The sequence below is a fragment of the Falsiruegeria mediterranea M17 genome, from assembly GCF_900302455.1.
In the GTDB taxonomy this organism is placed as follows: Bacteria; Pseudomonadota; Alphaproteobacteria; order Rhodobacterales; family Rhodobacteraceae; genus Falsiruegeria; species Falsiruegeria mediterranea.
This window is the reverse complement of the sequence record NZ_ONZG01000011.1, coordinates 165,603-192,217: the sequence shown is the minus strand read 5'-3', so window position 1 is coordinate 192,217 and position 26,615 is coordinate 165,603. Positions and strand designations below refer to the sequence as shown.

Here is a 26,615-nt window from a genome sequence, read left to right as displayed (position 1 = left end):
GTCTGATTATTCTGCTGCGGGGGCGATGATGGCGGCTTGGCCATCGTATTCGGCATAGGCGCGCTGGATCGTGATCTGGTCAGCGATGTATTTCGCGTCGTGCCACACACCCCAAAGGAAAGTTGATCCCCGGCGCGATTGCCACGGCAGGCCCAGGAAATAGATGTCCGGTTCTGCCGAGACGCCACGCTGATGAATGGGGGCACCGCGATCATCAAAAGCGTTGGCCTTGATCCAGCTGAAGTCCTGGCGGAAGCCGGTGGCCCAGATGATCGTGGTGATGCCTTCCTTGGCGAAATCAATCGAGGTGAGCGGATTGGACAGGCAGTCGGGATCAGCAAAAACCTCGCGCGCTTCGGGCTCTTCGGGCAGGTCCAGACCGGTGCGCTCGACATAGGCGTCTGCCAGATCGAGCATTTCCAGATAGTTGGCATCGCCTGCCGCCACGTTGCCCTGCAGATCGTCGGCAAAGGACAGAACCCCGTTCTCGAACCCTTTGGTCATGCCAACCAATGTGACGCCTTCGTTGCCCAGACGGCGGAAATCCATCGTGTGGCCGCCGTAAGCCCCTGAAACCGAAATGGTCACGTGTTCTGTGCCCGGTTTCATCGCGGCCACGTCCCACAAGCCCAGAACGCCCAGCCACCAGACAAAGTCGCGGCCACGGTAGCGGCGCGGCGGGCGGTCGTGTGGGCCAACCGACAGGAACACCTTGCGACCCGCGCGGTTCAGCTCATCGGCGATTTGCGCACCAGACGAACCCGCGCCCACAACCATCACAGCACCGTCGGCCAGCTGATCGGGGTTCTTGTAGTAGAACGAGTGCACCTGTTCGACGTCCGGAGTTTCCGGCACGATCGGCGGAATGACCGGGTGCTGGAACGCGCCAGTTGCGGCCACGATGCGCTTGGTGTGGATTTCTCCGACCGTGGTCTGGACGCGAAAGCCCCCTTCGCCGGGCAAGCGTTCGGCGCTCAACGCTTCGACGCCTTCGCGGATGGGAGCATTCACCATTTGGGCGTATTCCACCAGATATTCGGCGACGCGGTTTTTGGACACAAAGGCGTCCGGATCATCGCCTTTGAACAACAGGCTGGGAAAGCGATCATGCCAGGCCGGGCCATTGGCGACCAGAGCATCCCAGCGGCCGGTTCGCCAGGCTTCGGCCGTGCGGTTTTTTTCCAAAATCACATGCGGCACACCGTTTTTTCCCAGGTGTTCGCTGAGCGCGATACCGGCCTGACCGCCGCCCACAACCAATGTATCCGTTTTTTCAATTGCCATGTGTCGGTTCCCTTCAAGGATCTTCCGGATTGCTCCGAAAGGTCGAAAATTCCTGCGCCGGTGTGTTGATCTGATTCACGGGTTGGATCGTCCTTGCCAAAGGGCAAAAAGGCGACGAGCCAAGAGTCATCCGTTCCGTTTCAGCACGTTTTGCGCGTTTCGACGTAAAGGTTCCACAAGTTGAAATTGGGCGAAATAACTCTCTAACTTACCCTTAGTTAGGCTATGGCTAATCTCTTGGGGACTAATTGGTTTACCCCGATAGATAAGGAGCAATCAAGTAATAGAGTTCGCCCTGAGATGAGATCTGGCATCTTTTGTATAGTTGTTTGCGGATCACTTTCACCGTTTGTGGGCTGATCCCCAGAGTCAGGCCGATCGAGATCGACGAATGCCCCTTGAGCACCAGCAGCGCCACCTCAGATTGCCGCCTGCTGAGCTCGATCCCCGTGTTCTGGGCAAGCCGCTGGCGCAAATCACCAGCGACATCCTGCGGGGCGGTGTTTTCATCGGATCTCAGATCACCCCAGTTTTGGCGCACCAATGCGTTTACAACTGGGGCAATCCTTTTCGCAATCTCGCGGTCCTTGGCTGAAAATCGGCTGCCTGTTGTTTCATCCCGTCCAATACAGGTCGTGATAGAAACGCCTGGTGCAGGGGAACAAAAGAAAGCCAGTTCATCCGTCAACGTGGTGTTGCGATAGTAGGACTTGAAATATTCGTTCCGCTGGAACTGGTCGGGCGCCACATCCGAAAGACGATAGAGGCCCACAGCAGCCTGACTTTGGTGCAGGCCGAAAAACGGATCCAGAAGATAGGCACCGCCGACATACTGGCTGTCGATCCGGTCAAACACGCGGCTGGTGCGCGCGTGGGTATAGAGTACACGCGGGGGACGGTCCTGGAAGAACGCGATGATGCCGATGTTGTCGAACACACAGACCGCATCGAGCCAGTCCTGCAAGGATGCCGCGAACTGGTCAGTGCGGACTGACAAGATCACCTGTCCCAGTTTGTCTGGCGCCATATCGGGGGACATGGGTGCATACCTCCTTGGGGGTATATACCCCCCTAACGTGCCTACATTAGATAATGTCCTGAAATTGGTGGTATGCAACAGCCAAAGTAAAAGGAGCCAGCCGTGCGTGATCCCCGTTACGATATCCTGTTCGAGCCGATGAAGATCGGCCCTCTCACAGCCAAGAACCGGTTCTATCAGGTGCCCCATTGCAACGGTGGCGGCTATCGCGACCCCTCGGCCGCGGCGGCGATGCGCGGCATCAAGGCCGAAGGTGGTTGGGGTGTTATCTTCACCGAACAGTGCGAGATGCACCATACCAGCGAGATCACCCCGTTCATCGAGCTGCGCCTGTGGGAGGACAAGGATATCCCGCAGTTGCGTAAAATGTCCGAGCGCATGAAGACCCATGGTGCACTGGCGGGCATTCAGCTTGCCTATTCGGGCATCAACGGTCCCAACCTCTATACCAAAGAGGTGCCTCTGGCCCCGTCCGCTCTGCCAATCCGGACTTTCACCAATGACCCTGTTCAGGCGCGTGCGCTGGACAAGCAGGACATCAAAGACCTGCGCCGCTGGTTCGTGAACGCCGCCAAACGGTCCAAGGATGCGGGCTTTGACCTGATCTGCCTCTATGGTGCGCACGGGTTCGGTATCTTCCAGCACTTTCTGAGCCGTGCCACCAACCAGCGGTCGGATGAATACGGTGGATCGTTGGAAAACCGCGCCCGGTTCAGCCAAGAGGTGATCGCCGACATGCGCGACGCCATCGGGGACACCATGGCAATCACCCTGCGCGTGTCCCTGGACGAAACCATTGGCGAGCTTGGGTTTTCCAACGCCGAGGTGCGCGACTACATCGAGATGAATAAGGATCTGCCCGACCTTTGGGATCTGGCGCAGGGTACATGGGAAGATTGTTCAGGACCTTCACGCTTCAAGGAAGAGGCCGCTCAGGAACAGTTGGTGCGCGGCATTCACGAGCTGACTGACAAACCCATCGTGGGCGTGGGTCGTTTCACCTCGCCCGATGTTATGGCCAAGATGGTTAAAACCGGCACACTTGATTTCATCGGCTGCGCGCGGCCGTCGATCGCCGATCCCTTCCTGCCCAAAAAGATCGAAGAAGGCCGGATCGAAGACATCCGCGAATGCATCGGCTGCAACATCTGCATCACCGGCGACATGACCATGTCGATCAGCCGCTGCACCCAGAACCCCACCTTCATGGAGGAATGGCGCAAGGGCTGGCACCCCGAAAAGATGAACGACAAAGGCGACAGCGACAACGTGCTGATCGTGGGGTCGGGCCCTGCAGGGCTCGAGGCCGCCTGGGCACTGTGTCGGCGTGGCTATGACGTCGCGGTGGCCGAGGCCCGCGACGTGATCGGGGGCCGTGTGGCGCGTGAACGCCTGCTGCCAGGGCTCAGCGCCTGGGGCCGCGTCGTCGACTACCGCGACTATCAGCTCAGCCAACGCCCCAATGTCGAGATATATCGCGAGAGCGAGCTGGACGCCGACAGCATCCTGGAGTTCGGGTTCGAAAACGTCTGTATCGCTACCGGATCCACCTGGCGTCGCGATGGCGTATCACGGCAGCATGTTGTGCCCATGCCAATCGCCGAAGGGGCCAAGGTCTATACCCCCGACGATCTGATGGATGGTACCATCCCCTCGGGCCGTGTGGTGGTCTATGACGACGACCACTACTACATGGGCGGCGTCTTGGCTGAACTGCTGGCCAAGCAGGGGGCGCAGGTCACTCTGGTCACGCCGTCGGCCTTTGTCAGTGATTGGACCAACAACACCCTGGAACAGATCGCGATCCACCCGCGTCTGATCGAGGCCGGGGTTGAGATCGTCCTGAATCAGGGCGTGACCGAAATCCACCCCGATCACGTGGTGTCGAACTGCGTCTACACGGATCGCACGTGGAAGATCGAGGCGGATGCGGTTGTCATGGTTGCCTCGCGACTGGAAACCAACGGCGTCTACAACGACCTCAAAGCACGAGAGGCCGAATGGGCCGATGCGGGCATCAAATCGGTCAAGCTGATCGGGGATGCCAACGCGCCCGGCCCGATTGCCTGGGCCACCTATGCCGGTCACCGCTATGCCCGCGAGCTGGACGGAGGGGACATTGGCGACGCCCTGCCGTTCCGCCGAGAGATCACCGAGCTTGCGGTCGACTAGGGCCGTTCATCACAGGCGACGTGGCTGGCGCCATCTTCCGAGACGAATAGCCACGTCGCAGACCCCCAAGCCCAGAGGTGGTTCCAGATACCGCCCGACAACGTTCTTGAACTTGTGGCGAACTGGGTCTCGCCCTTACTGATCAAGTCGAACCGCATCGGTCGGGAGTGGATTGTGTTGCGATTGCGCGCTCGCGATTATGAAACTACCCCACAGTGCTTACATCCATTCCGATGAAAAGATCACACCACCAAGGTTTGTGTTCAAACACCCATTCATTTTACTTCGTGCAATTGAACAACCAATATGTGGTCAGCACATTCGACGGAGGGAAGGATGCGTACTCAGGTTCTAATCGTTGGTGGCGGTCCTTCGGGTTTGTTGCTGAGCCAACTTCTTCACCGCAGAGGCATCGATACTGTGGTGCTGGAACGCAAGACCAAGGACTATGTTCTTGGCCGCATACGGGCCGGCATTCTTGAGACAGGCTTTGTCGACTTGATGCGCGAAGCCGGTGTCTCTGAGCGCATGGACAAGGAGTGCTTTGTCCATGACGGAACGATCATCTCATATGGTGAGACGCAATTCGGCATCAACTTCAAGGAACACACTGGCAGCCATGTGGTGGTCTACGGTCAGACCGAAGTCACCAGGGATCTTTATGAAGCCCGTGAAGCCATGGGTGGCAAGATCATCTTCAACACCGAAGATGTCACCATTCATGATGCTGACAGCGATGCGCCATTTGTCACCTATTCGGTAGGTGGCATCGAGCACCGTATCGAGTGTGATTACGTGGCTGGCTGCGACGGGTTTCATGGCGTCAGCCGCCAGACCATCCCGCTGACCCTTCGCAAGGAATACGAGAAGCTCTACCCCTTTGGCTGGCTTGGCATCCTGTCGGAAACACCCCCTGTCAATCACGAGCTGATCTATTCGGGCTCGGACCGTGGATTTGCGCTTTGTTCGATGCGCAACGACAACCTGAGCCGCTACTATATCCAGTGCTCTTTGTCGGACTCACCCGACGATTGGACCGATGATGCATTCTGGCAAGAACTGAAGCGCCGCATTCCTCAGGAGTTTGCCGAGAAGCTTGTCACTGGGCCGTCAATTGAAAAATCCATTGCCCCGTTGCGATCCTTTGTAACCGAGCCGATGCGATGGGGGCGGCTGTTCCTGTGCGGGGATGCGGCGCATATTGTACCGCCAACCGGTGCGAAGGGATTGAACACCGCCGCCAGTGACATCCACTATCTCTACAATGGGTTGCTCCAGTTTTACGAAGATGGCGACAGCGAAGGTCTTGATCGGTATTCCGAAAAGGCCCTGGCACGGATCTGGAAAGCCGAACGGTTCAGCTGGGCCACCACCAACCTTTTGCACCGGTTTCCCAAGCAGAACGAGTTCGACCTCAAGATGCAGCAGGCGGATGTCAATTTCCTTCGGGACAATCGCGAAGCGCAGTCGGTTTTTGCTCAGAACTATGTCGGGCTGCCTTACTGAGGCAGCTCTGCCGGGTGCGAAAGGGCCATCAGACTGTTCATCACCATCGGTAAGTCAAGACCCTTGCGAAAGCCAATCGTGTTCCACAATCCCTGATAAATGCAAGCGCGCCAGAGCAAGTGAAGAGTTAGGCGGGACCAACCGGGGTGCGGTTCGGACCAATATCATCCGGTCGCAAATCCAAGTAGCTTTCCAACGTTTCGCGTAACTCGGCGAACTCGGGATCGTCGAACACATTGATCATCTCGTTTGGATCGCGGCTCAGATCATACATCTCTCCCGCGCCAGAGCGCATATCCTTTGTCAGTTTCGCGGACTTTGTGCGTACACAACGCAGGGATAAAGCCACCCCAGCACGATTTGACAAAAGCTCCCATTCGCTCATTGCAAAGTCTCGTGTTGCTTGTTCACCTTCCCAAAGCGGGCGCAGGCTTTGGCCGTGTTGAGGTGTCCGAGCTGAAACATCCGCCAGGTCGTAAAATGTGGGACCCAGATCAATTGCAGACACTGGCTCCTCAACAACCTTTCCGGCGGGCACGCCCGGCCCCTGGACGATCAGAGGAACTCGTAAAAGACCTTCGTAGAACATTGGGCCTTTCAGTACCAACCCATGATCTCCCAGCCAATCTCCGTGATCCGCCGAGTAGATGACATAGGTGTTTTCATCCAATCCTGCCTCGCGCAACGCATTCATGATCCGGCCAATGTTGTGATCGATTAGCGCGATCTGGCCATATGTGTTGGCGATGATTTCACGCAGTTGATCGTCAGTCTGCTGCGAGATCCTCGAATAATCCCTGCGGATCCTGATCGACTCCGGATCGCCTTGGGGCTCGTTGTCCAGCGCTGCTTTGTGCCACCAGGGCCGGTTTTCCAGATCACGCGTCCGATGTTCGGGCAAATCCACGTCCTTGGGGTCATGCAGCAGTGACCAGGGTTCGGGGCAATCGAACGGATGGTGCGGGTCCGGGAAGCTGATCCAGGTTACAAAAGGTTTGTCGCTGTCACGCTTGAACTTCAGCCAATCAATGGCGCGGTCTGCGGTCCAAGGCGTGTTGTGATAAGCCAAGGGCAGCTGTGAATGCCAGGTTTGTGCAGCATCCTTGGTGTCCCGGCCTGTCTCGTTGTAAAGCCTGTTCAATTCATCCCCTATCCCCGAGCCATAGTAGAACCGCTCGAAATGCTGGCCTCGCGGTGGCTTCTGAGGGGTGAAATAGTTGTGCCCGTGGATCATGATCTCGACGTGGTCGAAGCCCATGTAAGGACCATACCAATCATCGCCGTAGTCTTCGGATGACAATACGCTTTCTGGGGTGCCGGTCTTGTGGCGAGCGTCATAGCTCGAGAAATGCGCCTTGCCAAAATAGGCACTCTGATATCCGGCGACCCCAAGCGCGCCAGCAAACCCGTTTTCACCCACGTTTGGTTCCAGGTCGATACCATTGTCATGCACGCCGTGCGTTCGACATAACTGTCCGGTCAGTATCGAAGCCCGTGATGGCTGACACACCGGGGACGGACAAATTGCTGATGTAAACCGCGTTCCCCTTGCCGCAAGTTGATCCAAGTGCGGCGTACGAATGTTTCGGCCTTCGACCCCAAGGCAATCACCACGATGTTGGTCAGATGTTATGAAAACAAAGTTTGGGCGTGTCATAGGGCTTTCGAACCTTTGTGTGTGAAATTGCCAAACCCGTCAGAGGGTGGTGAAAGTATCGTGTAGTGTCCTGGGGCGCGTCCCATTGCGGTCTAAGAGCCGTCGGTTCCATCAAGCGACCAAGACTACACCTGCGTTCTTGCCTCTCAATTCTTTTGTCAGACTTCACAGTGCTGGCACCCGACTTGTGCGCAGATTATCGTGCATAATTGCTATATACAACATTAATGTTGCGAATGCAGCATTATTTGTGCTTGCACCTTTGCCAAGCCTTGAGTGATTGAAAGACTGGAGATCAACCTGAGTGTGTGCCCTGCAAGGAAGAGTTCTGAGATGGATAACAAGTTTTTCCAATTGGTCCTGATCCTTGGTTCCGGACTATTCGGTGCGGTTCTGGCGGATTGGATCGGCCTGCCGATCCCTTATCTGTTGGGAAGCATGGCTATGGCCGCAACAGTTTCGCTCGTGAGCTACGCGCGCGCAGGTCAGCGTCTTTGGTTTCCGATCCGACTTCGCCATGCCTTTATCGCCGTCATTGGCACAATGATCGGTTCGACCTTCAGTTCAGACGCTTTCGACGCCGCCCCAGATCTTGTGGTCACTTTGGGGGCAATGGTGCTTTTCGTGGCCGCAGCTCAGCTGATCAACTACACCATTTTTCGTCGCCTGGGCGGTCTTGACCGGGTCACTGCCATGTATGCGGCGATGCCCGGAGGATTGATCGAAGCCGTATCTCTTGGGGAAAAAGCAGGAGGTGATGCGGAAACCCTAACCCTCCAGCACTTTGTGCGGATTGTGCTTGTCATTGTTTCGGTGCCGCTTTTGTTCCAACTGGTCACTGGTGAAACCGTTGGCAGCGCTGCCGGGCAAACCCTTGAAAAGGCGCGAGCAGAGCTAACGGACACGGCGCTCTTTTTGATCCTTGCGGTCGCCGGTGCCCTGATTGGGCCTTGGTTGAAACTCCCTGCAGGCCCCTTGATCGGACCGATGATCGTAACCGCCGTGTTTCAGGCGACAACTGCAATTGAGGTGAACGGTCCGGCGAGCTTGATGAACCTGGCCCAATTGGTTGTCGGCTCAGGTCTTGGCGCCAACTTTGCGCGCTCAACGCCGCGTCGTCTTCTTGCGGCCTTTGGGTTGGGGGCCGTGTCTGTCGGCTTGACGCTTGCCCTTGCGTCGATGTTTGCCGTTCTTTTGGAAAAGGTGGTTCCCATCTCATTTCAAGCTTTGCTGATCAGTTTTGCGCCCGGCGGCGTGACAGAGATGAGCCTTGTGGCGCTGAGCCTTGGCGTCGCGCCGATATTGGTCACCACGCATCACCTGTTCCGGATCATCTTGACCGTTACCGTGGCGGGGCTTTTGACGCGCCGTGCCAGTTCCGACGGTACCAGGTGATCAAAGCCTGGTACTGTCGGAACCATTCGTCAGCAGGTTCTTTGCGCCGCGCCAAGGTGGCTATTGCATCATCGATCCACAGTCAGCGAGATCTTCGATCGTCGAAGACAACACGACCAGCGCCCACCTTTGTTACCTCGACCGGCGATTTGAACCATCCTTCTTGTGCAGGCTGCCGCTGAGCGGTCACCGCAAGAAACTGATTGATAGGAATGTTGCCATAAGGGTCATGCTGTCGGGTCAACCAAGCATTCACAACCATCCGTGTGGCCATCGCACTGGCAAAGCTGGTGCCTTGCATTGCCACAACCGACCCATCACTGGCACCATCAGACAATACCCCAGGATGCGCATAGCCGTCGTCTGTCGGGAGTGCGATCGTGGGCGCCCCGCGTGCATCAGGACCTGCCTTTATCCCTCTTCCGGTCGAGGAATAGGCAGCAGGCCTGCCGTCATTAGTCCGGTACCCTGCAATTGTCGCAACCGTGCTGTTGGCGGCATAGGTGTTCAATGTGCCATGACGTTTGACGAATTCACCGGTGTCCAGATCTGCGGCCTCTGACGCGGACTGAAACAGCCTGCGGAACCGATAGTCGTGAGTGTCCCGCACCCTGCCGTCTTCGGTGAATTTTTCGTAGGTCGGATCATCCAGATAGGCCGCTCGCGTAACTGACGATCCCGGCATCACCGGCAGGTCCGTTTGCACCATGGCTGATACTGACAGCGGTTTGTCTGGCGACATGTTTTTCAACCTCACAGTCCACCGTCCCGAAGGCGGGTTGTCCCATATGTCGCTGCGATACCGATCGGGCCCCAAGCAAAGCAGGTAGCGGAATCGCCGAACGGCATCGACGTCGCCTCCTTCAGTGCTGGGAGGGTCGATCCGTTGGCAGTAAATTCGCGCCAGCTGTTGCATGCTTTCGGTGGCTATGGTTCTGAACAGCTCCTGTATTTGCCCATCGGCTCCTGCGTCTTCTCCGGCGGGCGCTTGCCCTGGCGGCACCAATTCGATTGCCAATGGGCAGTCTCCTGCCGCGCTGTCGCTTGTTTCCTCGCACCAGACCTCAAGAAAGTTCGACGTTTCGTCGTCGGGTTGAACAACCCAATCTATCTCGGCTTGGGGTGACTCTGACGGTGTCAGCAAAAACTTGGCCGTGGCCCGATCCAGGTTCGAGTTTCCTGCCGGAAGCACCGCGTGAAAGGGCACGCGGGTGGTCACTTCGTCCACGCCTTGGGCTGCGGAAGGCCCGGACTGACCTTGATGCAGCATCGCGTTGACGAACGGTTGGGCTCCGTCCTTGGAACCGGCATGCTTGCCGAAAGACGCATTGACCACCATCGGCCGGGGTCTGTCCAAACCGGATTTCTCGGCGATGCGAGCATTGACCTCAACCAGCCACCTGAGCGCGTAAATCAGATAGAAATCCAGGAAAGTTCCACCCTCTCCAAAAGCAAGTGCCGGCGGCAGCGAGACCAGCAGAAAGCGCGTCTTTTCGCCAAATGCGCGGCCTTGAGCTGTATCGGGGTCCGCACCCCCTGCAAGCCCCATCACATGGGTGCCATGCGAGGCGCGCCCAGCCAGCAAACGCTCAGTTTCTGGTCGCGAGTAGTTCGTCAGGCCAGCCATTCGGTTGAACCCGTCCTGATCCAACGGCGCCTTCAGGTCTTGTCCGACGCTGGACTGCGTCAACGCCTCGTTTATCTGTGCCTCGAACAAATGACCGCCAAACGGAAGGTGAGGTGCCGCCTCGGGAACATCACCTTGCCTGTCGACCGGGGCGCCTTGCAGCCAAGTGCCCAAAACGCGCGTTTGCCCGTCTTCCAAGCGGAAGCGACGGTGACCAAGCGCCAGACCCACGTCTATGATCCCGATGATCACCGCGTCCTTCTCCACTGTCGGGTAGTCGAACGTATCTGCGGGTGGCAGCCAGGTCTGTTTGTCCGGTCGATTGTTCCACCAGTTGGCAAAACCGGTGTTGGTCATGAACTTTGGCGACCGGATGACAAATGGACCTGGCTCTGCCGTCTCAGCCCCCGCCAGGGCATCGACCCCAGTGTCGAGGCTTTTGAAATCATCCGCAGCACGCGGCACAATCTGTCTTACGAACTCGGGTTTGTCACCACGCCGTCCGTCGTGAAGGATATCGAACCAATCCACATAGGGCGCTTCATAGCCCAGGGGATGATCCATCCAGTCTCCCCAGGTCAGCATGATCAGCCTCCCTGACCCGGTGCGCTTGCGGGGGGTACTCCTGGGCCGTTTGTCCAACCTTTGACCGCGTCGCCCCAATGGGCCGTGACATAACCCGGTGCTTGACCAAAGCTCTGCCCTTCGCTCCCCGTCACAATCTTTTTGAGATTGGTCAGGGTGAAGTCTTCGTTCGCAACGACCTTACCGTCCGTATCAACCTTCAGATACTGGGATGGGTCAAAGTTGTAGCAGGTTGCATTTTCGCCGGTGGCAAAAGCCGCGACCGCTTCGCCGATACTAAATCCCAGAGCCGCTCCGGCCATAGAATCGATCGGATAATGCACTCCTGCTATCGTGCGGTTCACGGCGATGCGGTGGGCCAATTCAAACACCTGCTTGCCTGCGTCAACACCGCCTTGGGCGCCTTGACCGAATTCCAACCGATTCAGAACGGTGGCGATTGCAAAAGCCTCGGTCGAATGCCCAGACGGATAGGCGCTGTGATCCGGCGTATCGATGACAGGGTGCAGCTTCTCTGAAAACAGGGCCGGACGTGGTAGGTGCAAAAGGTGTTTGACCTGCATCTCGACGATGATGGCGATCTGCTGCGTCAGTGCTATCCATTCGGCCGTGTCCTGCCGAGGTGGCATTCCAAAGGGACGGATGGCCATAAATGCCGGAGTGATGTCTTCGGCCTGCACAAGGATTTCGTGCACACGATCCGTACGCAAGTCCGCATATGCCCGCAACCAGGTCATTTGGGCGGCCACCTCGTCACAAGACGGGGCCTTGATCATACAAATTTCATGGCCCGGCGCACCAACCGTCACACGACCGGTATCGTCAGACGTCACGGGAAACAAGGGAGTCAAAGACCCAAGTATCACCGATAGGCGCCGTTGCGTCGACAAATACCCGAGATCGGAAGGATCGGGCGACCAGGCGACATGCAGGTTGCCCGCCGGAGGCGCCCAATAATTTGCCAGTGCGTCATGGGCCGTGATCCGCGTGGCCGCCACAGCACCTGGATCAGCCGACACACGTCCACCTATTCCGCCACCGATACCGCCACCGATGCCGCCGCCAATACCGCCACCTATACCGCCGCCGATACCCCCTCCGATACCGCCGCCAATGCCGCCACCGATACCACCCCCGATACCGCCGCCGATGCCTCCACCAAGCAAAACGCTACGATGCCCCATTTGTCTTCCCCCAGAAAAAATTTTTGAAACATGATTCACGCAGGATCGAAACCCGTCGCAAGCCCGTCAATTGATATCTGAGAAAATCACGGTGGGTTCACGAAAAAGCTTTCCGCACCCCATGCACTTGCCGTAAGCTTTAGACGCCAGGCTAGGGAGCTAACTCCTTGTGTCTGGCCGAAGAAATTCTTTCTTTGAAGGTAAGTAAAGTTGACAAGCGAGCCTGTTTTAACTGTGCAATTGACCGGCCCGTTTCGTGTAACTGGGCCGGATGGTCAAGATTGGACACCCAAGTCCCGAAAAGCTCAGGCTCTGCTGGCTCTCCTTGCAACATCACCCAATTTGCTCCGGACACGTTCGTGGTTGCAGAGCAAGCTCTGGAGCCAGAGCGATACCGCCCATGCCGGCGCCAGCTTGCGCCAGTCTTTGTCTGCTCTGCGTCGGGCCTTGGGTGAGCACGTTCGTGTGCTCGAAGCCTCGCGACAGGATGTTTCCCTGAACTCAGACCTCGTTTGCGTTTTGTGGGACGAGGAGGGCAGTCATAAAGCGGGTGAATTCCTGGAAGGGATGGATCTTGCCGATCCCGAATTTAGAAACTGGCTCCAGTTCATGCGTCGCGGTAGTGGATCACCTGCCCTTATGCCGGTGCTTGCTGACCAGTTTGAGTCGCGCTGGAAGGTTGTTCTGACGCTGGATGAACAGGGCGCGCATCCGCCCTTGTTGCAGAATTTTGCGGATATGATCAGTCGCGCCCTGCGAGAGCAGGGGGAACTTGAACTGACAGAAAACGCCAATGACAACAGCCAGGATCGACTTGTTACGGTAACCATAGGAATGGTTGGGGGAAGCGAAGGCACGGCTTCGGTGCGGTTGGTCGCAAATGACCCAAGATTGAACAGGCAGATTTGGGCTCGTACATTGCCAGTGTCGGTTGATACGCAAGACGAACACCAAAACCTCGCGCTTTTGGGTATGGCTTTTCAACTGCAATCCGAATTGACCCGGTATCTGGCGCAATCACGCAACTTGCTTGGCACGGATGCCTGCCCGCCACTGGTTCTGGGTGCTGCGATACCCCGCATCTTTTCCTTTCAACCAGACGAGCTGAACCAGGCGGCTCTTATGCTGTCTGATGCAATGGACAGCAGGAACGCGGCCCAATTCCTTGGGTGGCAAGCTCAGATCGCTGTTATCAATCTTATCGAACAGTTCACGGATGCCCCAGAAGCCTGCGTCGAAAGCGGTAAGATGCTTGCCGCAAAGGCGATCGAGATGGACCCGATGAACTCTGTGGTCCTGTCAACCGCAGCAAATGCTCAGGTTCTTCTGGAGCGAGGGAATGCAGCGGCAGGTGCGGATCTGGCCAAAATGGCCGTACAGGTTAACCCGGCCAATCCTTTGGCATGGTGGGCCTTCGCCAATGTTGCCATCTATGCTGGAAGAACAGAGGATGCGCTGCGCAGCGCGCGCGTCGCCTCGCGCTTGGCGGCCCGCACGCCGCTTCAGTTTTGGTGCGAGTTCCAGCTGGGCCTGGCTGCGTTCAAGGCCGGAGATATCGCGACTGCAAAACAGGCACTGGAAACGTCGGCCTGTCTTGCCCCGCAATTTCGACCGCCGCGGCGATATTTACTCGCGATTTACGCCGATCTGAAAGAGCATGACAAAGCGGTTCACGTGATGGCGGAATTAAAGAAACTGGAACCCGAGTTTACGCTGGACCGTTTCGTCAACGACCCGCTGTATCCGGTCAGTCTGGTGCGCCAGAAAAAACTGCTGACCTGGGATAGATATCAAGACTTGGGTTGAGCTTCGCAGCCGGCAACATAACCCGCGATTGCCTGCTTATACAAAGCCTGAATGCGGGTCATAATGGGGCGATCGGTGGTGCCAATCGGCTTCCCGTCGATTGAGGCCACAGGTGTCTGCGCGCCAAAGGTGCCGGTCAAGAACGCTTCGTCCGCGCCATAAGCCTCGTACAAAGAGTAGTTCTTTTCAAAGATCGGAATGCCATTGGCCCGGCACAGGTCGATGACTTTCTGCCGGGTTACTCCGTTCATGCAATAGTCGCCAGTCGAGGTCCAAACCTCGCCACGCCGTACGATGAAGAAGTTGCAGGCATTGGTGGTGTTCACGAACCCATTCGGGTCCAACATCAATCCTTCGTCCGCACCCGCCTGTTCAGCTTGCAGGCAGGCGATAACACAATTGAGCTTCGAATGGCTGTTGTACTTTGCGTCCTGGCTCATCGGCAGGCCCCGCACCTGAGGCACGGTCGCCAATCGAATGCCCGCACTTTGTAGGCTGTTCACCGGTTTGGAGTGTTCCAGAATGATGACCAAAGTCGGCCCTGATCTGGACAGTGATGGGTGCTGAAACGGTTTCACCTTGGTGCCACGGGTCAACATCATCCGGCAATGCACATCCGTGGTCATCCCGTTGGCACTGGCCGTAGCGTTGAGTGCCTCCAATATGCCTGCCTCGTCCATGCCGATGTCCAGGCTGACGGCCTTGCACGAGTTGAAGAAGCGGTCCATGTGCTCCTCGAAAAAGGCCCATTGCCCATCGTAAAGGCGCAACCCCTCCCACATGCCATCACCCAGCATGAAGCCGGAATCATAAACCGAAACCTTGGCGTCGTCGCGGTGAACCAGGTTTCCATTCACGTAGATTTTGATATCCGCATTGCGCGGATCCTCAAGTGCGTCATGTGTGGTGTGTGTGTCAGTCATCTGGACCCATCAGTTGCAAAAGGTTCGGCAGCCATTGGCGCGCCTTGCGACCTTTCCGGTTTTCGCGTCTGATGAAAAGCCAAGAATTCAGCCAAACGGCTAGTCGGCCTGGAATCCGGCGTCCTTGGCGATAAGTGCGGCTTGGGTCCTGTTCTTCGCGTTGAGCTTTTTGCAAAGGGTTCGAACGTGCAGTTTGATTGTGACCTCTTGCAGATCCAGAGTACGGGCGATTTCCTTGTTGGATCGACCGTGGCACAGCCCGCTCAGAACTTGACGTTCCCGCAAACTCAGCTGTTTGGTGAATTCGGTTTCGGTTGCTTCTCCCTGATCAGCAAGAACATTCGCAGGTACATAGGTTTCCCCGGCCACCATGAATCGAACCGCGTTGATCAAAGATTTCGCGCCCATCGTTTTGGGTATGAACCCTATTGCACCACAGTCGACGGCCTGGTGTGCGATTCGGTTGGGCGCCGTTCCGCTGAGGATAGCAAATGCCTGGTCGGGGAAACGGGTCAGCGCATCAGTCAGGCCATCCAGCCCGTTCATTCCCGGCATGTTGAAATCCAAAAGCACAAGATCAAAAGGACCCTTGGCCGTCAGAGTCTTCATCGCGCTGACATAGTCCGGCGCCGTAATCACAGCAGCACGTCCTTCGGTTTCCAGATAGGCGGAGATGGTATCACGAACCATTTCATGATCATCAGCGAGAAGAATACGCATTGCAAAAATAGACCTTGTACTAACCTGCTGACCATATTGTAGCGCGCCCGGATAAGTTGAACCAGCCCCTGCTGCACCACTTTCGAATTCCATTCTAAGCATTTCTTTCCTAACCAACCCTTTGCGATCCGCGCACTACGGCTTTCGGTCAAGGCTGGATTGTGGCCTAAAATTTCATCGAGCTTCGACGTGAATCAGTGCAGACCCCGTATCAGAACGGTCATCGCAACTATACCAAAGGATAGCTTACTGAACCGATGCCCGTTCAAAGGTTTGGCCGTTCCGGGTGTAGAAGTGAGAATTCCTAATGCTGCAAAAAGGTGGGCTGGCCATGAAACGTCTTGCGCAATTCGTCGCTCTCTTCTTCTTGCTGTGCGTGACGAAAGTTGCGTCCGCCGGAGAGGTTATCCTAACAATCTCGGGGGATGTCGCCCCACCAACACAAACCCAAGCCTGGACGTTCGATTTGGACGCGTTGAGCGCAATGCCTGCAACGACGGTGACGACAACCACCGTCTGGACCGAGGGTGAGCAATCTTTTGTCGGTGTATCCCTTTCCGCTTTGCTGAATCATGTCGGGGCAGCCCAAGGAACCATTCAGGCCGTTGCGTTGAACGACTATGCCGTTAAAATCCCCACCACGGATGCGGTCGAAAACGGACCAATCGTGGCTTACAGCCTGAATGGTGCCGAAATGTCGGTGCGTGACCGGGGCCCGCTGTGGATCATCTACCCTTTTGACGAAAACGAAACTTATCAATCAGAAGAATACTACTCACGTAGCATTTGGCAGCTCGACCGGATCGAGGTTGTCGCACAGGAATAAGGCAGCACAGCGATAGACAAGGCCGTGAAACCACAGAGCATAAGCGGATGGCGCCTTGCGATAATCACGGCCGTACTGGTGATAAGCGGTGCGGTCGTGATTGTGCTTGGCCGGGCGGTCTTCTCTGATCTTGAAGCTCTGTCCACAGCTCGAAATGACGATGTGAGTTGGAACGTCTCCCAGCTGGAAGTCGAACTTTTGAAGCTGCAAAACGAAACGCTCAACGTGATGCAGCTCCCAAGTTCTGATCTGGTCAGCTTTCGAAAACGATACGATATTTTCTACAGCCGCTTTTCCAGCCTGTCGCAAGGTAGATTGTTCCGCTCTCTCAGGGAAAGACCTGGCGCTCAGAGCGTTTTGGACGCGGCAAATGGTTTTCTGGACAGAAACACCCCATTGGTCGATGGGGCAGATGACGTTTTGCGCAATGATTTGAGCGGCATCTACGATGAATTGACCGAGCTGCACCCACAGATTCGCGAATTGGCGCTCATCGGGATCGAACATTACGCAGAGAATGAGACCATGCGCCGGGACCAGTTGTCAAAAACGCTGATCCGCCTGGCTGCCGCAGTGCTGGTTCTGATCTTTGTTTTGACCGTAACTACCTTTGTTCTTCTCAAGCTGTTTCGCAGGGGCGAGCGATTTTCACACGAAAACGCAATAATGCGGTCTCGGTTCGAAGCTGCAGTCAACTCGTCCCTGGACGCTGTGTTGGTCGTTAATACCAAGGGACAGATCATCGAATTCAACGGCTCGGCCGAAGCTGTGTTCGGCTACACCCGTAGTCAAGCCATCAACGGCGACATGGCTGATCTGATTGTGCCACCCCACATGCGAGAAATGCATCTAAAGGGTATGCAGCGGTTCTTGGATACCAACGAGAAAAAAGTCATTGGCGCAGGGCGTATCCGTCTGGAAGGAATGCGTAAATCCGGCGAGATCTTTCCGGTGGAGCTGTCCATTTCATTGGCGGAAACTGATGGTGAGCGGGTCTTTGTCTCATTCCTGCGCGACATTACCCAGGAAATCGAGGCTGAACAGGACCTGCGCACCGCCCGCGACAAGGCACAAGAAAGCGAAAGGGCAAAATCCGACCTGTTGACCGTGATGAGCCATGAGATGCGCACCCCTTTGAACGGCATCCTTGGGTCGCTGTCCCTGATTGATCAGACCAACCTGACCGATCGCCAGAAACGCCACCTGAACTCAATCGCTGTGTCCGGAGAGCTTTTGCTGTCTCATGTCAATGACGTGCTGCATTTGTCCAGCCTGACTGCCGAAAACGCCCTGCCCGAGCAGAGCCTGTTCGACTTGTCAGCGCTTACCAATGACGTCGCTGAAAGTCTTTTGGCCAACGCGCAGGCCCGCAATTGTGACTTGCAGGTCAATGTCCTATCGGATCTTCCGCGGTTGGTGCGCGGACATAGAACTTCGCTTCAGCAATGCCTGATCAATCTGGTAGGCAACGCAATCAAATTTACCTCTGATGGAACTGTCTTGATCGAGGTGGAAAAACTCCACGCTGATGATCAATATGAAATTCGGGTTTCTGACACAGGCGTCGGCATTGCGCCGAAGAACCTGTCGCGGATATTCGAAGAATTCGTAACCATTGATTCCGCGTTCTCACGCGAGAACGCGGGAACTGGACTGGGCTTGGCAATCACCAAACGCCTGGTCGAAGGGATGGGCGGCGAGATTGAGGTCGACAGCGTACTTGGTCAAGGGAGCTTGTTCACACTCCGCATTCCTCTTGGTGACGCGGCCACCCAAATCGACCACGTTCAGGGCGGCCAGACACTGCCGCGTGCATTGCCCTCGAATGGTTTGCGCGTGTTGGTGGTCGACGACAACGAAATCAATCGCCTGATCCTCGCTGATATGCTGCACGACATGAATTGTGAAGTCACGCAAGCGGCCGACGGGTACGAAGCGATAAAGGCAACGCAAAAACAGGCGTTTGACCTTCTTTTGCTGGATATAAGCATGCCTGGAATTGATGGAATGGAAACGCTTGAACGTATCCATGCGCAGGGCGCAGACTGGACGCAGGTGCCCGCGATTGCCGTAACAGCTCATGCCTCGAAAAAGGATCATGAGACAATCATGCAGGCAAATTTTTCGAGCCTTCTGGTCAAACCCGTTGATATGGGACAGCTTAAGGCATCTCTTATAGGCGTCTTGCAAAAGGACTTGCCGCACGTACAGACAATGGCGCGGAACAGCACAGCCCAAGACTTTATTGCCCGATTTGGCGACGCAACCTATGAACGTCATCTGCACGATCTGAAATCCGGCGTGTCCGAGTTACTTGAGCAATTGCCTTGGGATGGCGCTGTGTCTGCCGACGCCCAACAGCAAGCTCACAAACTTGCCGGGACGGCGGCAATTTTGGGCCTGCCGACACTTACAGAACTTTTGCAGACAGTCGAAATTTGTGATGCGGAGGCATGGGCAGAAGAGCAAGACCGCTTGCGAGCGAACCTGCAGGACGCATTGCGGCAGCCATGATCTTGCCATGACAGTCCCCATGTCATTGGTTTGGCGTCGGATAGCGCGATGGTCATCTTGAGTGACCATGCCAATTCACAAATAACTCGCTCCGACCCAATTGCGTAACAGCGTAAAGCTGCCACTGTGATCTGTCTCGATTGCCCAATCAGTGGCTGGATCCTGATCTTTTCGACGTTTTGACGCGCTTTTAGGGCGATCTCATCCAATCAGAATTGATGCAGCAGCGGATAAATCCTCTCGGTTGTTTTCCTAACCGCGCGCCGGTCGGTAGTGCGAAAATCTGAACGGCTGCAGCGCAGCATGCCCAGAGGTTTGAATCTTCCTTGCCTGCGGTACTAGAGAAAATTTCTTTGACATGAATACTGATTCATGTTTCATGTTCGATAGAGGAAAACGGGAGGAGACCCTATGTTGCGCATGCTCGCATTAACCGCTGCCGGTGCATTGATGTCGTCGGTCGCAAGCGCGGAAATTCGAATTGCCCATGTTTATGGCAAGACTGGACCTTTTGAGGCTTATGCGGCCCAATCCCACAATGGTCTGAAGCTGGGGCTGGAATACGCCACCGGCGGCACGATGGAGATCAATGGCGAGAAGATCGTCATCATCGAAAAAGACACACAGTTGAAGCCGGACATTGGCCGCGCACAGCTGGAGGAGGCATACGGTGACGACGATGCCCACATAGCGGTTGGTCCCGTCAGTTCGGGTGTTGCCTTGGCGATGCTGCCGGTTGCCGAGGAATATGAGCGCGTGTTGATCGTAGAGCCTGCTGTGGCGGATTCGATTACGGGTGCAAACTGGAACCCGTATATCTTCCGCACCGGCCGCAACTCGTCTCAGGATGCGATTGCCAACGCGGTCGCCTTGGGCGGCGAGAACGTGACCATTGCAACTTTGGCGCAGGATTATGCCTTTGGCCGCGATGGCGTGGTCGCGTTCAAGGAAGCTTTGGAAGGGACCGGTGCGACACTGGCACATGAAGAATATGTGCCGACCGACACCACGGATTTCACAGCGGCCGCAGAACGCATCTTCAATGCGATGGGTGAGGTCGAGGGCGAAAAGAAGCTGTTCATCATCTGGGCCGGTGGCGGTAACCCGATGAGCAAGATCAACGCGATGGAGCCCAGCCGGTTCGGAGTTGAGATTGCCACAGGCGGGAACATCCTTGCCGCTCTTAAGGCGTACAAAGAACTGCCCGGTATGGAAGGGGCCACGTATTACTATTACGAGATCCCGCAGAACCCGGTGAATGACTGGCTTGTGAAAACGCATTTCGAGCGTTTTGACAGTCCGCCGGATTTCTTCACTGCGGGTGGCATGGCTTCGGGTATCGCGATTGTTGAAGCGATCAAAAAGGCCGGTGGTGCCGAAGATACCGATGCGCTGATTGCAGCGATGGAGGGTTTGACATGGGAAACGCCCAAAGGCGCCATGACGTTCCGCCCCGAAGACCATCAGGCGATGCAGTCCATGTATCACTTCCGGACCGAGCTTCAGGACGGCAAGGATTATGGCGTGCCGGTCCTGGTCCGAGAGATCGGCATGGACGAGATGAAAATCCCCGTTCGCAATCAATAATTTGCGGCCATTTACTGTCGCATGAAACCGGGGCGGTTGCTACTTCCCGCTCCGGGATCTTAGGACTTCATCCAATGACCCAGATACTTTTGGAAACGGACGCACTGACTGTGCGTTTTGGGGGGCATGTGGCCGTGGATGCGGTGACCTGCAAATTCCCGGCCGGAGAGCTGACGGCAATTGTCGGGCCCAACGGCGCAGGCAAGACGACCTACTTCAACCTGATCTCAGGCCAGATCGCGGCAAGTGCCGGGACAGTCACCCTGAAAGGTCAGGACATCACCCGCCTGGGTGTTGCAGAACGCTGCCGCCGCGGTTTGGGGCGTGCGTTCCAGCTTACCAATCTGTTTCCCAACCTTTCGGTGCTGGAAAACCTTCGATTGGTGATCCAGGCGCGCAAACACCAGGGCTTTGGGCTGTTTACGATGGCGGATAGCCACACGGAATTGACCGCTGAAGCAAGTGGAATTCTGGAGCGCGTTCGCCTGGATACCCAAAAAGATCAACTAGTATCTGAACTGTCGCATGGCGACCAGCGCAAGCTGGAAGTGGCGATGCTGATCGGCCTCGACCCGCTGGTTTACATGTTCGACGAACCTACTGCGGGCATGAGCGTGGATGAGGCCCCGGTGATCCTCGACCTGATTGCCGAGATTAAGGCCGACACCAGCCGAACGGTACTGCTTGTCGAGCACAAGCTCGACGTGATCCGCACCCTGGCCGATCGCATTATCGTTTTGCACAATGGCGCGCTGGCCGCCGACGGTCCACCCGCCGAAGTCATGGCCTCGGCCGTGGTTCAGGAAGCTTACATGGGGAAAGAGCTGGATCATGTCTGACCCAATCCTGACGCTGAAAAATGTCTATACCGACATCGCGCAATACCACATCCTGCAAGGTGTCGACCTGGAAGTGCCACGTGGCGAGGTGACAATGCTGCTGGGTCGCAATGGTGTGGGCAAGACCACGACGCTCAAGACCATCATGGGGCAGTGGACCGCCAAGTCTGGCGAAATTCTTTACAATGGGCAGGAAATGAAACGCCTGCCGGTTTCGGCCCGCGCCCGTGCCGGCATCGGTTTTGTGCCCGAGGATATGGGCATATTCAGCGATCTGACGGTCGAAGAAAACATGCTGCTGGGTGCCAGCTCTGGTCCACTTGACCCAAAACGGAAAGAGTGGCTGCTGGGTGCGTTTCCCGCGCTGGGCACCTTTTGGAACAGCGAGGCGGGCAACCTGTCAGGGGGGCAAAAGCAGATGCTCTCCATCGCTCGTGCTATGGCCGAAGACCGCGAGCTGTATCTGATCGACGAGCCAACCAAGGGTCTTGCCCCCGCCATCATCGCGACCATGGCAAACGCCCTGCGCGAGTTGAAGGCTCAAGGGCGTTCGATCCTTTTGGTGGAGCAGAATTTTTCGGTCGCCAGAGCCCTTGGGGACAGCGCCGTCGTCATGGACGACGGGAGCGTCATCTGGACCGGGGCTATGGCGGAACTTGCAGAAAACAAAGACCTTCAGGAAAATCTGATGGGTCTGAGCATGGAGGCGCACTAAATGTCCGCTGCCCCTGATCACAGACCAACCTTTGCGGATGTGTCTCTAGCTGAACGGCTGGACAAGGCGATGCCGTTCCTTTTGATCCCGATCCTGGTAGTGCTTGGATTTTTCGCAATCGGCGCTCCCTCATCCTGGTTGACGTTGACCGTGTCGGGTCTGGCCATGGGCATGATGATCTTCATCATGGCCTCCGGGCTTACGCTGGTGTTCGGCCTGATGGATGTCATCAACTTTGGCCACGGTGCATTTGTGTCGGTCGGGGCCTTTGTCGGGGTTTCGGTCCTGATTGCCTTTGGCGACTGGACCGGGGCAACTTCGCTACTGCTTAACATGTCTGCCGTGTTCCTTGCGGTCGTGGCGGCGATGACCGTGACCGGTGCATTGGGGTGGGTGTTCGAGCGGGTGATCGTCAAACCCGTTTACGGCGCACACCTGAAGCAAATCCTTGTCACCGTCGGCGGCCTGATCGTGATCGAGCAATTGATCCATGTGATCTGGGGCCCGGACGAGATCTTTATCAACCGCCCCGAAATGCTGAAAGGCGCGATCACCTTTGCCGGAGCTGCGATGGAAAAGTACCGCCTGCTCGCCGTGGGTGTCGGAGCCGTTCTGTTCATCGTCATGCGGATGATTCTGCGTCGCACCAAGATTGGTCTGATCGTGAGGGCGGGCGTCGAGAACGGCCCGATGGTCGAAGCGCTGGGGTATCGCCTGCGCATGGTCTTTGTTGGTGTCTTCATTGCCGGATCAGCTCTTGCTGGCCTAGGCGGTGTGATGTGGGGGCTGTATCAAGAGGTCATCACCGCTGGTATGGGTGAACGCATGATGGTTCTTGTCTTTATCGTAGCGATCATCGGCGGCCTTGGTTCGGTCGAGGGTGCCTTTATCGGCGCGCTTTTGGTCGGACTATTGCAGAACTACGTGGCATTTCTGGAACCGAAACTGGCGCTTGTGTCCAACATCGCGCTGATGACTGCAATCCTGATGTGGCGACCGCAAGGTATGCTGCCTGTTGTGAAGGCGAAATGATATGATTGTGCGTCTGATATCTGGCGATACGCCCCGTTCCCCCATTCTGACCGCACTGCTGGTGCTGATCCTGACCTGCCTTGCCGGTGCGCCGTTCATATTCGAAGGCGTGCGCGCCCTGGATACCGCCGCGCGGATCTGCATCTTCATCTTGCTGGTGGCGAGCTATGATCTGCTGCTTGGCTACACCGGGATCGTAAGTTTTGCACATACCATGTTTTTTGGCATCGGTGCTTATGGTGTCGCGCTGGCCTCGACCCATATGGGGCGTGGCTTTGATGCGCTGCTGGTCGGCTCGGTCTCTGGTGCGTTGGCCGCAATCGTTCTAGCGCTGTTGATTGGTCTCTTCAGCCTTCGGGTGCGGGCGATATTCTTTGCGATGATCACGCTTGCCGTTGCTTCTGCCGTCGCCGTTCTTGTGTCGCAGTTTTCCAACATCACTGGTGGTGAAGATGGGCTAACCTACAAGATCCCACGCGTTCTGACCTCGGCCAACAGGATGGGTGAGGTGATGGGGGTGAAATTTACAGGCAAAATCCTGAACTACTACCTGATCTTTGTCTGCTCCTTGGTGCTGTTTCTGACCCTGCTGCGCATCGTGAACTCCCCCTTTGGTCGCGTCCTGCAAGCTATCCGCGAGAACGATTTTCGGGCCGAGGCCATCGGCTATCGCGTGGTCTGGTATCGCACGGCTGCAACTTGCTTGTCGGCGGCCACTGCGGCACTTGCCGGGAGCCTGTTTGCGATTTGGTTGCGCTATGTCGGACCTGACACGACGCTGAGCTTTGAGATTATGCTCGATATTCTGCTGATGGTCGTGATCGGTGGCATGGGCACGATGTATGGTGCAGTGCTTGGTGCGGTGCTGTTCGTGCTGGCACAGACCTATCTGCAGAACCTCATGGGTGCGGCGTCGCACGCCACCGAGGCGTTGCCGCTGATCCCTGAACTTGTTGATCCCGACCGTTGGCTGATGTGGCTGGGCATCCTGTTTGTTCTCAGCGTCTATTTCTTCCCGACGGGCATCGTGGGTCGCCTGCGCAGGCAGCGCGCAACATGAGTGTACCGCTTCTATTCTTGCATGGCTGGGCCATGAATGGTGCGATGTTTGGTGACGTCGCAGTCCGGTTGGGACCTGATTTCGACTGTCATGTGCCCGATTTGCCCGGACATGGTGCACAAGAGAAGGATGAGCCAAGCCTTGCGCGCTGTGTCGAGGTTGTGGGCGACATCATCGACCGGTTGGATCGCCCAATTCTGATTGGCTGGTCCATGGGGGCGGCGGTGGCATGGCAATACTTGTCGCTGCACGGCACCCAAGGTTTGGGCGGGTTGGTCACCGTCGACATGAGCCCGTGTTTGTTGCCCGACGAGGAGTGGACGTTTGGCCTCGGCGGTCAAAGCGCCGATGCCGTTCTGTCGACGTCTTCGAAGATCGAATTTCAATGGCGCAGCATGGTCAACAACATCCAACGAAACATGTATGCACCCGGCCGTGCGCTGGCTTCAGATGATGATGCGATGAAGGCGCTTCTTCTGAAACAGAACCCAACAACGCTGCGCCCGATCTGGGACGATCTGGTTGCAATGGACGCACGCAACACCATCGCAGGGATCGACATTCCCTACCTCGTCTGCGCGGGCGGGCAAAGTCAGCTTTACGATCCGGGGGTGGCGCATTGGATCGCGCGACATGCGCCGATGGCCGAGGTGCAGATATTCCCACACTCGGGTCATTCTCCGCACCTCGAAGAGCCAGAGGCGTTTTGTGATGCCATACGACGCTTTGTCATGGCACAAAAAAGCGGAACAACTGAGCAAAAGAAGACGATGACACGATGACAAAACCCGCTGCCTCGCAACCAAAAACCAAACGTGGGATTGAACGCCGCGCGAAAATTCTTGCCGCTGCAGAGCAGGTGATCGGTGAAAAGGGTTTTGCCGCTGCCTCCATCGCCGACATCACGCGTGCGGCGGAAACGGCCCTTGGCACGTTCTACATATACTTCTCCAGCAAGGAAGTGCTGTTCCGTGAATTGGTCGAGGACATGGGCCGCGCCACGCGAACCCAAACGACCGAGCGGATCGTCGACGCGCCCAACCGGTTGGAAGCCGAACGTGCCGGTCTCGCGGCCTATTTGCGTGTCGTGCGCGACCGCCCCTTGCAATACCGCATCGTGGAAGAGGCCCGATTTGTCGATCCCGAAGCCTATCGCACCTACTACACAGAGTTTGGCAAGGCCTACGCCGATCAGTTGGAGCAAGCGGTGCAAAAGGGAGAGATTTCTCCAGGCGATGCCGAGGTCCGTGCGTGGGCGTTGATGGGGATAGCCAAAGCCCTGGGCGAGCGATACGTGCTTTGGGACGACAATGTCGACATCGACCGTGTCGTTGCCGAAGCGCATGAGCTAATCTGCAACGGTTTGGCCCCATGAGTGAGTTGGTTGCGTGGCATACGGAAGATTTGCCAAACGCGGAACCCTGCTTTCAGATCGAGATGAAAGCACCGCGCGCTAACGCGCTGGAGCCTGGTCTTTTGCGCGATCTGCATCGTGCGTTTGATGCGCTCGAACAATCGGGCGCGCAAAAGGCGCTGATCTCGGGTGGGCGCAATTTTTCCACCGGCGGGGATGTCGGGCGGTTCGCCGAGGCGGCACAATCGGGACAGATCGAAAGCTATACGGGGCAGGTTGTGCCTGTGCTGCAGGCACTGGTCTTGCGCATGATTGAAATGCCAGTTGTCCTGGCTACGGCCATTCGCGGCGCGGCGACAGGTGGGTCGGCCGGTCTGGTTTTTGCCTCTGATCTGGTGGTTGCGGCGCCTGACGCCTTTGTTCAACCCTACTACGGTGTGGTGGGGTTTGCCCCTGATGGCGGATGGACCGCCCTGTTGCCGGAGCTGATTGGCGGCGCAAACGCCCGGGGTTGGGTGATGGCCAATCATCGGCATGGGGCAGAGCAACTAACAAGTCTTGGGCTGGTTCAGGCCGTTGATCAGAACCCTGAAATGCGCGCCATGGCTTTGCTGACCGACATTGATATTGGGACAGCGATATCGACCAAATCCCTGTTCTGGAGGGATGCGGGTCGGGCGCATGTGAAAACTCGGCTCGATGCAGAGACCGAGGCCTTTCGCGCGCTCATAGGACGACCAGAAACCCTGACCAAGATGCAAGATTTCCTTCAACCCAGTGGATGAGAGAG

The 26,615-nt window shown here is 56.6% G+C and carries 22 protein-coding genes; 14 read left to right on the top strand and 8 right to left on the bottom strand.

Going from position 1 to position 26,615, the window contains the following annotated elements; genetic code table 11:
• Positions 1-6: 6 nt before the first annotated feature.
• Together TRM7615_RS20035 and TRM7615_RS20030 are read right to left on the bottom strand one after the other, a co-directional pair.
• Entirely contained in the window at positions 7-1,284 is a 1,278-nt protein-coding gene (locus TRM7615_RS20035) for a flavin-containing monooxygenase (RefSeq protein WP_108791034.1), read from the bottom strand.
• Positions 1,285-1,537: 253 nt separating this feature from the next.
• A complete protein-coding gene (locus TRM7615_RS20030) occupies positions 1,538-2,323 on the bottom strand; it encodes a helix-turn-helix transcriptional regulator (protein WP_108791032.1) in 786 nt (261 codons plus the stop codon).
• A 102-nt stretch (positions 2,324-2,425) separates the two neighbouring features.
• Between TRM7615_RS20030 and TRM7615_RS20025 the strand changes: the two genes are divergently transcribed.
• Both TRM7615_RS20025 and pobA read left to right on the top strand, forming a co-directional pair.
• Entirely contained in the window at positions 2,426-4,495 is a 2,070-nt protein-coding gene (locus TRM7615_RS20025; RefSeq protein WP_108791030.1) for an oxidoreductase, read from the top strand.
• Between the two features lie 336 nt (positions 4,496-4,831).
• Positions 4,832-6,001, top strand: a complete 1,170-nt coding sequence (pobA, locus tag TRM7615_RS20020; protein WP_108791028.1) for a 4-hydroxybenzoate 3-monooxygenase — start codon at positions 4,832-4,834, stop codon at positions 5,999-6,001.
• 127 nt (positions 6,002-6,128) lie between these two features.
• Here the strand turns inward: pobA and TRM7615_RS20015 are convergent, their stop codons facing one another.
• The gene (locus TRM7615_RS20015) at positions 6,129-7,658 is read right to left on the bottom strand and encodes a sulfatase-like hydrolase/transferase (RefSeq protein ID WP_108791026.1); all 1,530 of its coding nucleotides are present in this window, start codon (positions 7,656-7,658) and stop codon (positions 6,129-6,131) included.
• 333 nt (positions 7,659-7,991) lie between these two features.
• On the opposite strand from TRM7615_RS20015, the gene TRM7615_RS20010 reads away from it, so the two are divergent.
• Complete coding sequence (locus tag TRM7615_RS20010; RefSeq protein ID WP_108791024.1) at positions 7,992-9,053, top strand: AbrB family transcriptional regulator; 1,062 nt, start codon at positions 7,992-7,994, stop codon at positions 9,051-9,053.
• A gap of 82 nt (positions 9,054-9,135) precedes the next feature.
• On the opposite strand, the gene TRM7615_RS20005 is transcribed toward TRM7615_RS20010, so the two are convergent.
• Complete coding sequence (locus TRM7615_RS20005) at positions 9,136-11,265, bottom strand: S8/S53 family peptidase (RefSeq protein ID WP_108791022.1); 2,130 nt, start codon at positions 11,263-11,265, stop codon at positions 9,136-9,138.
• A gap of 2 nt (positions 11,266-11,267) precedes the next feature.
• A complete protein-coding gene (locus tag TRM7615_RS20000) occupies positions 11,268-12,449 on the bottom strand; it encodes a phosphatase PAP2 family protein (RefSeq protein WP_165821485.1) in 1,182 nt (393 codons plus the stop codon).
• 363 nt (positions 12,450-12,812) lie between these two features.
• Here TRM7615_RS20000 and TRM7615_RS19990 point away from each other — a divergent pair, with 363 nt between their 5' ends.
• Positions 12,813-14,255 (top strand): tetratricopeptide repeat protein, encoded by a 1,443-nt coding sequence (locus TRM7615_RS19990; RefSeq protein WP_165821484.1) that lies wholly within the window; start codon positions 12,813-12,815, stop codon positions 14,253-14,255.
• On the opposite strand, the gene TRM7615_RS19985 is transcribed toward TRM7615_RS19990, so the two are convergent.
• Positions 14,240-15,178 carry an aminotransferase class IV gene (locus TRM7615_RS19985; RefSeq protein WP_108791019.1) on the bottom strand — a complete coding sequence of 313 codons (939 nt, stop codon included), beginning with the start codon at positions 15,176-15,178 and terminating at the stop codon, positions 14,240-14,242. The genes TRM7615_RS19990 and TRM7615_RS19985 overlap by 16 nt on opposite strands.
• Positions 15,179-15,277: 99 nt before the next feature.
• Positions 15,278-15,898 (bottom strand): response regulator transcription factor, encoded by a 621-nt coding sequence (locus tag TRM7615_RS19980; RefSeq protein WP_108791017.1) that lies wholly within the window; start codon positions 15,896-15,898, stop codon positions 15,278-15,280.
• A 331-nt stretch (positions 15,899-16,229) separates the two neighbouring features.
• On the opposite strand from TRM7615_RS19980, the gene TRM7615_RS19975 reads away from it, so the two are divergent.
• Positions 16,230-16,724: a putative pterin-binding protein gene (locus TRM7615_RS19975; RefSeq protein ID WP_235824150.1), complete on the top strand. Its 495-nt coding sequence runs from the start codon at positions 16,230-16,232 to the stop codon at positions 16,722-16,724.
• On the opposite strand, the gene TRM7615_RS25980 is transcribed toward TRM7615_RS19975, so the two are convergent.
• Complete coding sequence (locus tag TRM7615_RS25980; protein WP_235824149.1) at positions 16,674-17,231, bottom strand: hypothetical protein; 558 nt, start codon at positions 17,229-17,231, stop codon at positions 16,674-16,676. The genes TRM7615_RS19975 and TRM7615_RS25980 overlap by 51 nt on opposite strands.
• Before the next feature lie 18 nt (positions 17,232-17,249).
• On the opposite strand from TRM7615_RS25980, the gene TRM7615_RS19970 reads away from it, so the two are divergent.
• The 9 genes from TRM7615_RS19970 (at position 17,250) to TRM7615_RS19930 (ending at position 26,610) form a co-directional block, all read left to right on the top strand.
• Positions 17,250-19,238, top strand: coding sequence for a PAS domain-containing hybrid sensor histidine kinase/response regulator (locus TRM7615_RS19970; protein WP_235824148.1), 1,989 nt, complete (start codon positions 17,250-17,252; stop codon positions 19,236-19,238).
• 411 nt (positions 19,239-19,649) lie between these two features.
• Complete coding sequence (locus TRM7615_RS19965; RefSeq protein WP_108791013.1) at positions 19,650-20,825, top strand: substrate-binding domain-containing protein; 1,176 nt, start codon at positions 19,650-19,652, stop codon at positions 20,823-20,825.
• 74 nt (positions 20,826-20,899) lie between these two features.
• Positions 20,900-21,664, top strand: coding sequence for an ABC transporter ATP-binding protein (locus tag TRM7615_RS19960; protein WP_108791011.1), 765 nt, complete (start codon positions 20,900-20,902; stop codon positions 21,662-21,664).
• Positions 21,657-22,379, top strand: coding sequence for an ABC transporter ATP-binding protein (locus TRM7615_RS19955; RefSeq protein WP_108791009.1), 723 nt, complete (start codon positions 21,657-21,659; stop codon positions 22,377-22,379). Before TRM7615_RS19960 ends, TRM7615_RS19955 begins: the two co-directional genes overlap by 8 nt.
• On the top strand, positions 22,380-23,411 hold the full coding sequence (locus tag TRM7615_RS19950) for a branched-chain amino acid ABC transporter permease (RefSeq protein WP_108791007.1): 1,032 nt from the start codon (positions 22,380-22,382) through the stop codon (positions 23,409-23,411).
• A 1-nt stretch (position 23,412) separates the two neighbouring features.
• The gene (locus tag TRM7615_RS19945) at positions 23,413-24,471 is read left to right on the top strand and encodes a branched-chain amino acid ABC transporter permease (RefSeq protein ID WP_108791005.1); all 1,059 of its coding nucleotides are present in this window, start codon (positions 23,413-23,415) and stop codon (positions 24,469-24,471) included.
• Positions 24,468-25,253 (top strand): alpha/beta fold hydrolase, encoded by a 786-nt coding sequence (locus TRM7615_RS19940; protein WP_108791003.1) that lies wholly within the window; start codon positions 24,468-24,470, stop codon positions 25,251-25,253. The genes TRM7615_RS19945 and TRM7615_RS19940 overlap by 4 nt, the downstream gene beginning before the upstream one ends.
• Complete coding sequence (locus tag TRM7615_RS19935; RefSeq protein WP_108791001.1) at positions 25,250-25,846, top strand: TetR/AcrR family transcriptional regulator; 597 nt, start codon at positions 25,250-25,252, stop codon at positions 25,844-25,846. Before TRM7615_RS19940 ends, TRM7615_RS19935 begins: the two co-directional genes overlap by 4 nt.
• Positions 25,843-26,610: an enoyl-CoA hydratase/isomerase family protein gene (locus TRM7615_RS19930; RefSeq protein ID WP_108790999.1), complete on the top strand. Its 768-nt coding sequence runs from the start codon at positions 25,843-25,845 to the stop codon at positions 26,608-26,610. Before TRM7615_RS19935 ends, TRM7615_RS19930 begins: the two co-directional genes overlap by 4 nt.
• Positions 26,611-26,615: the final 5 nt, after the last annotated feature.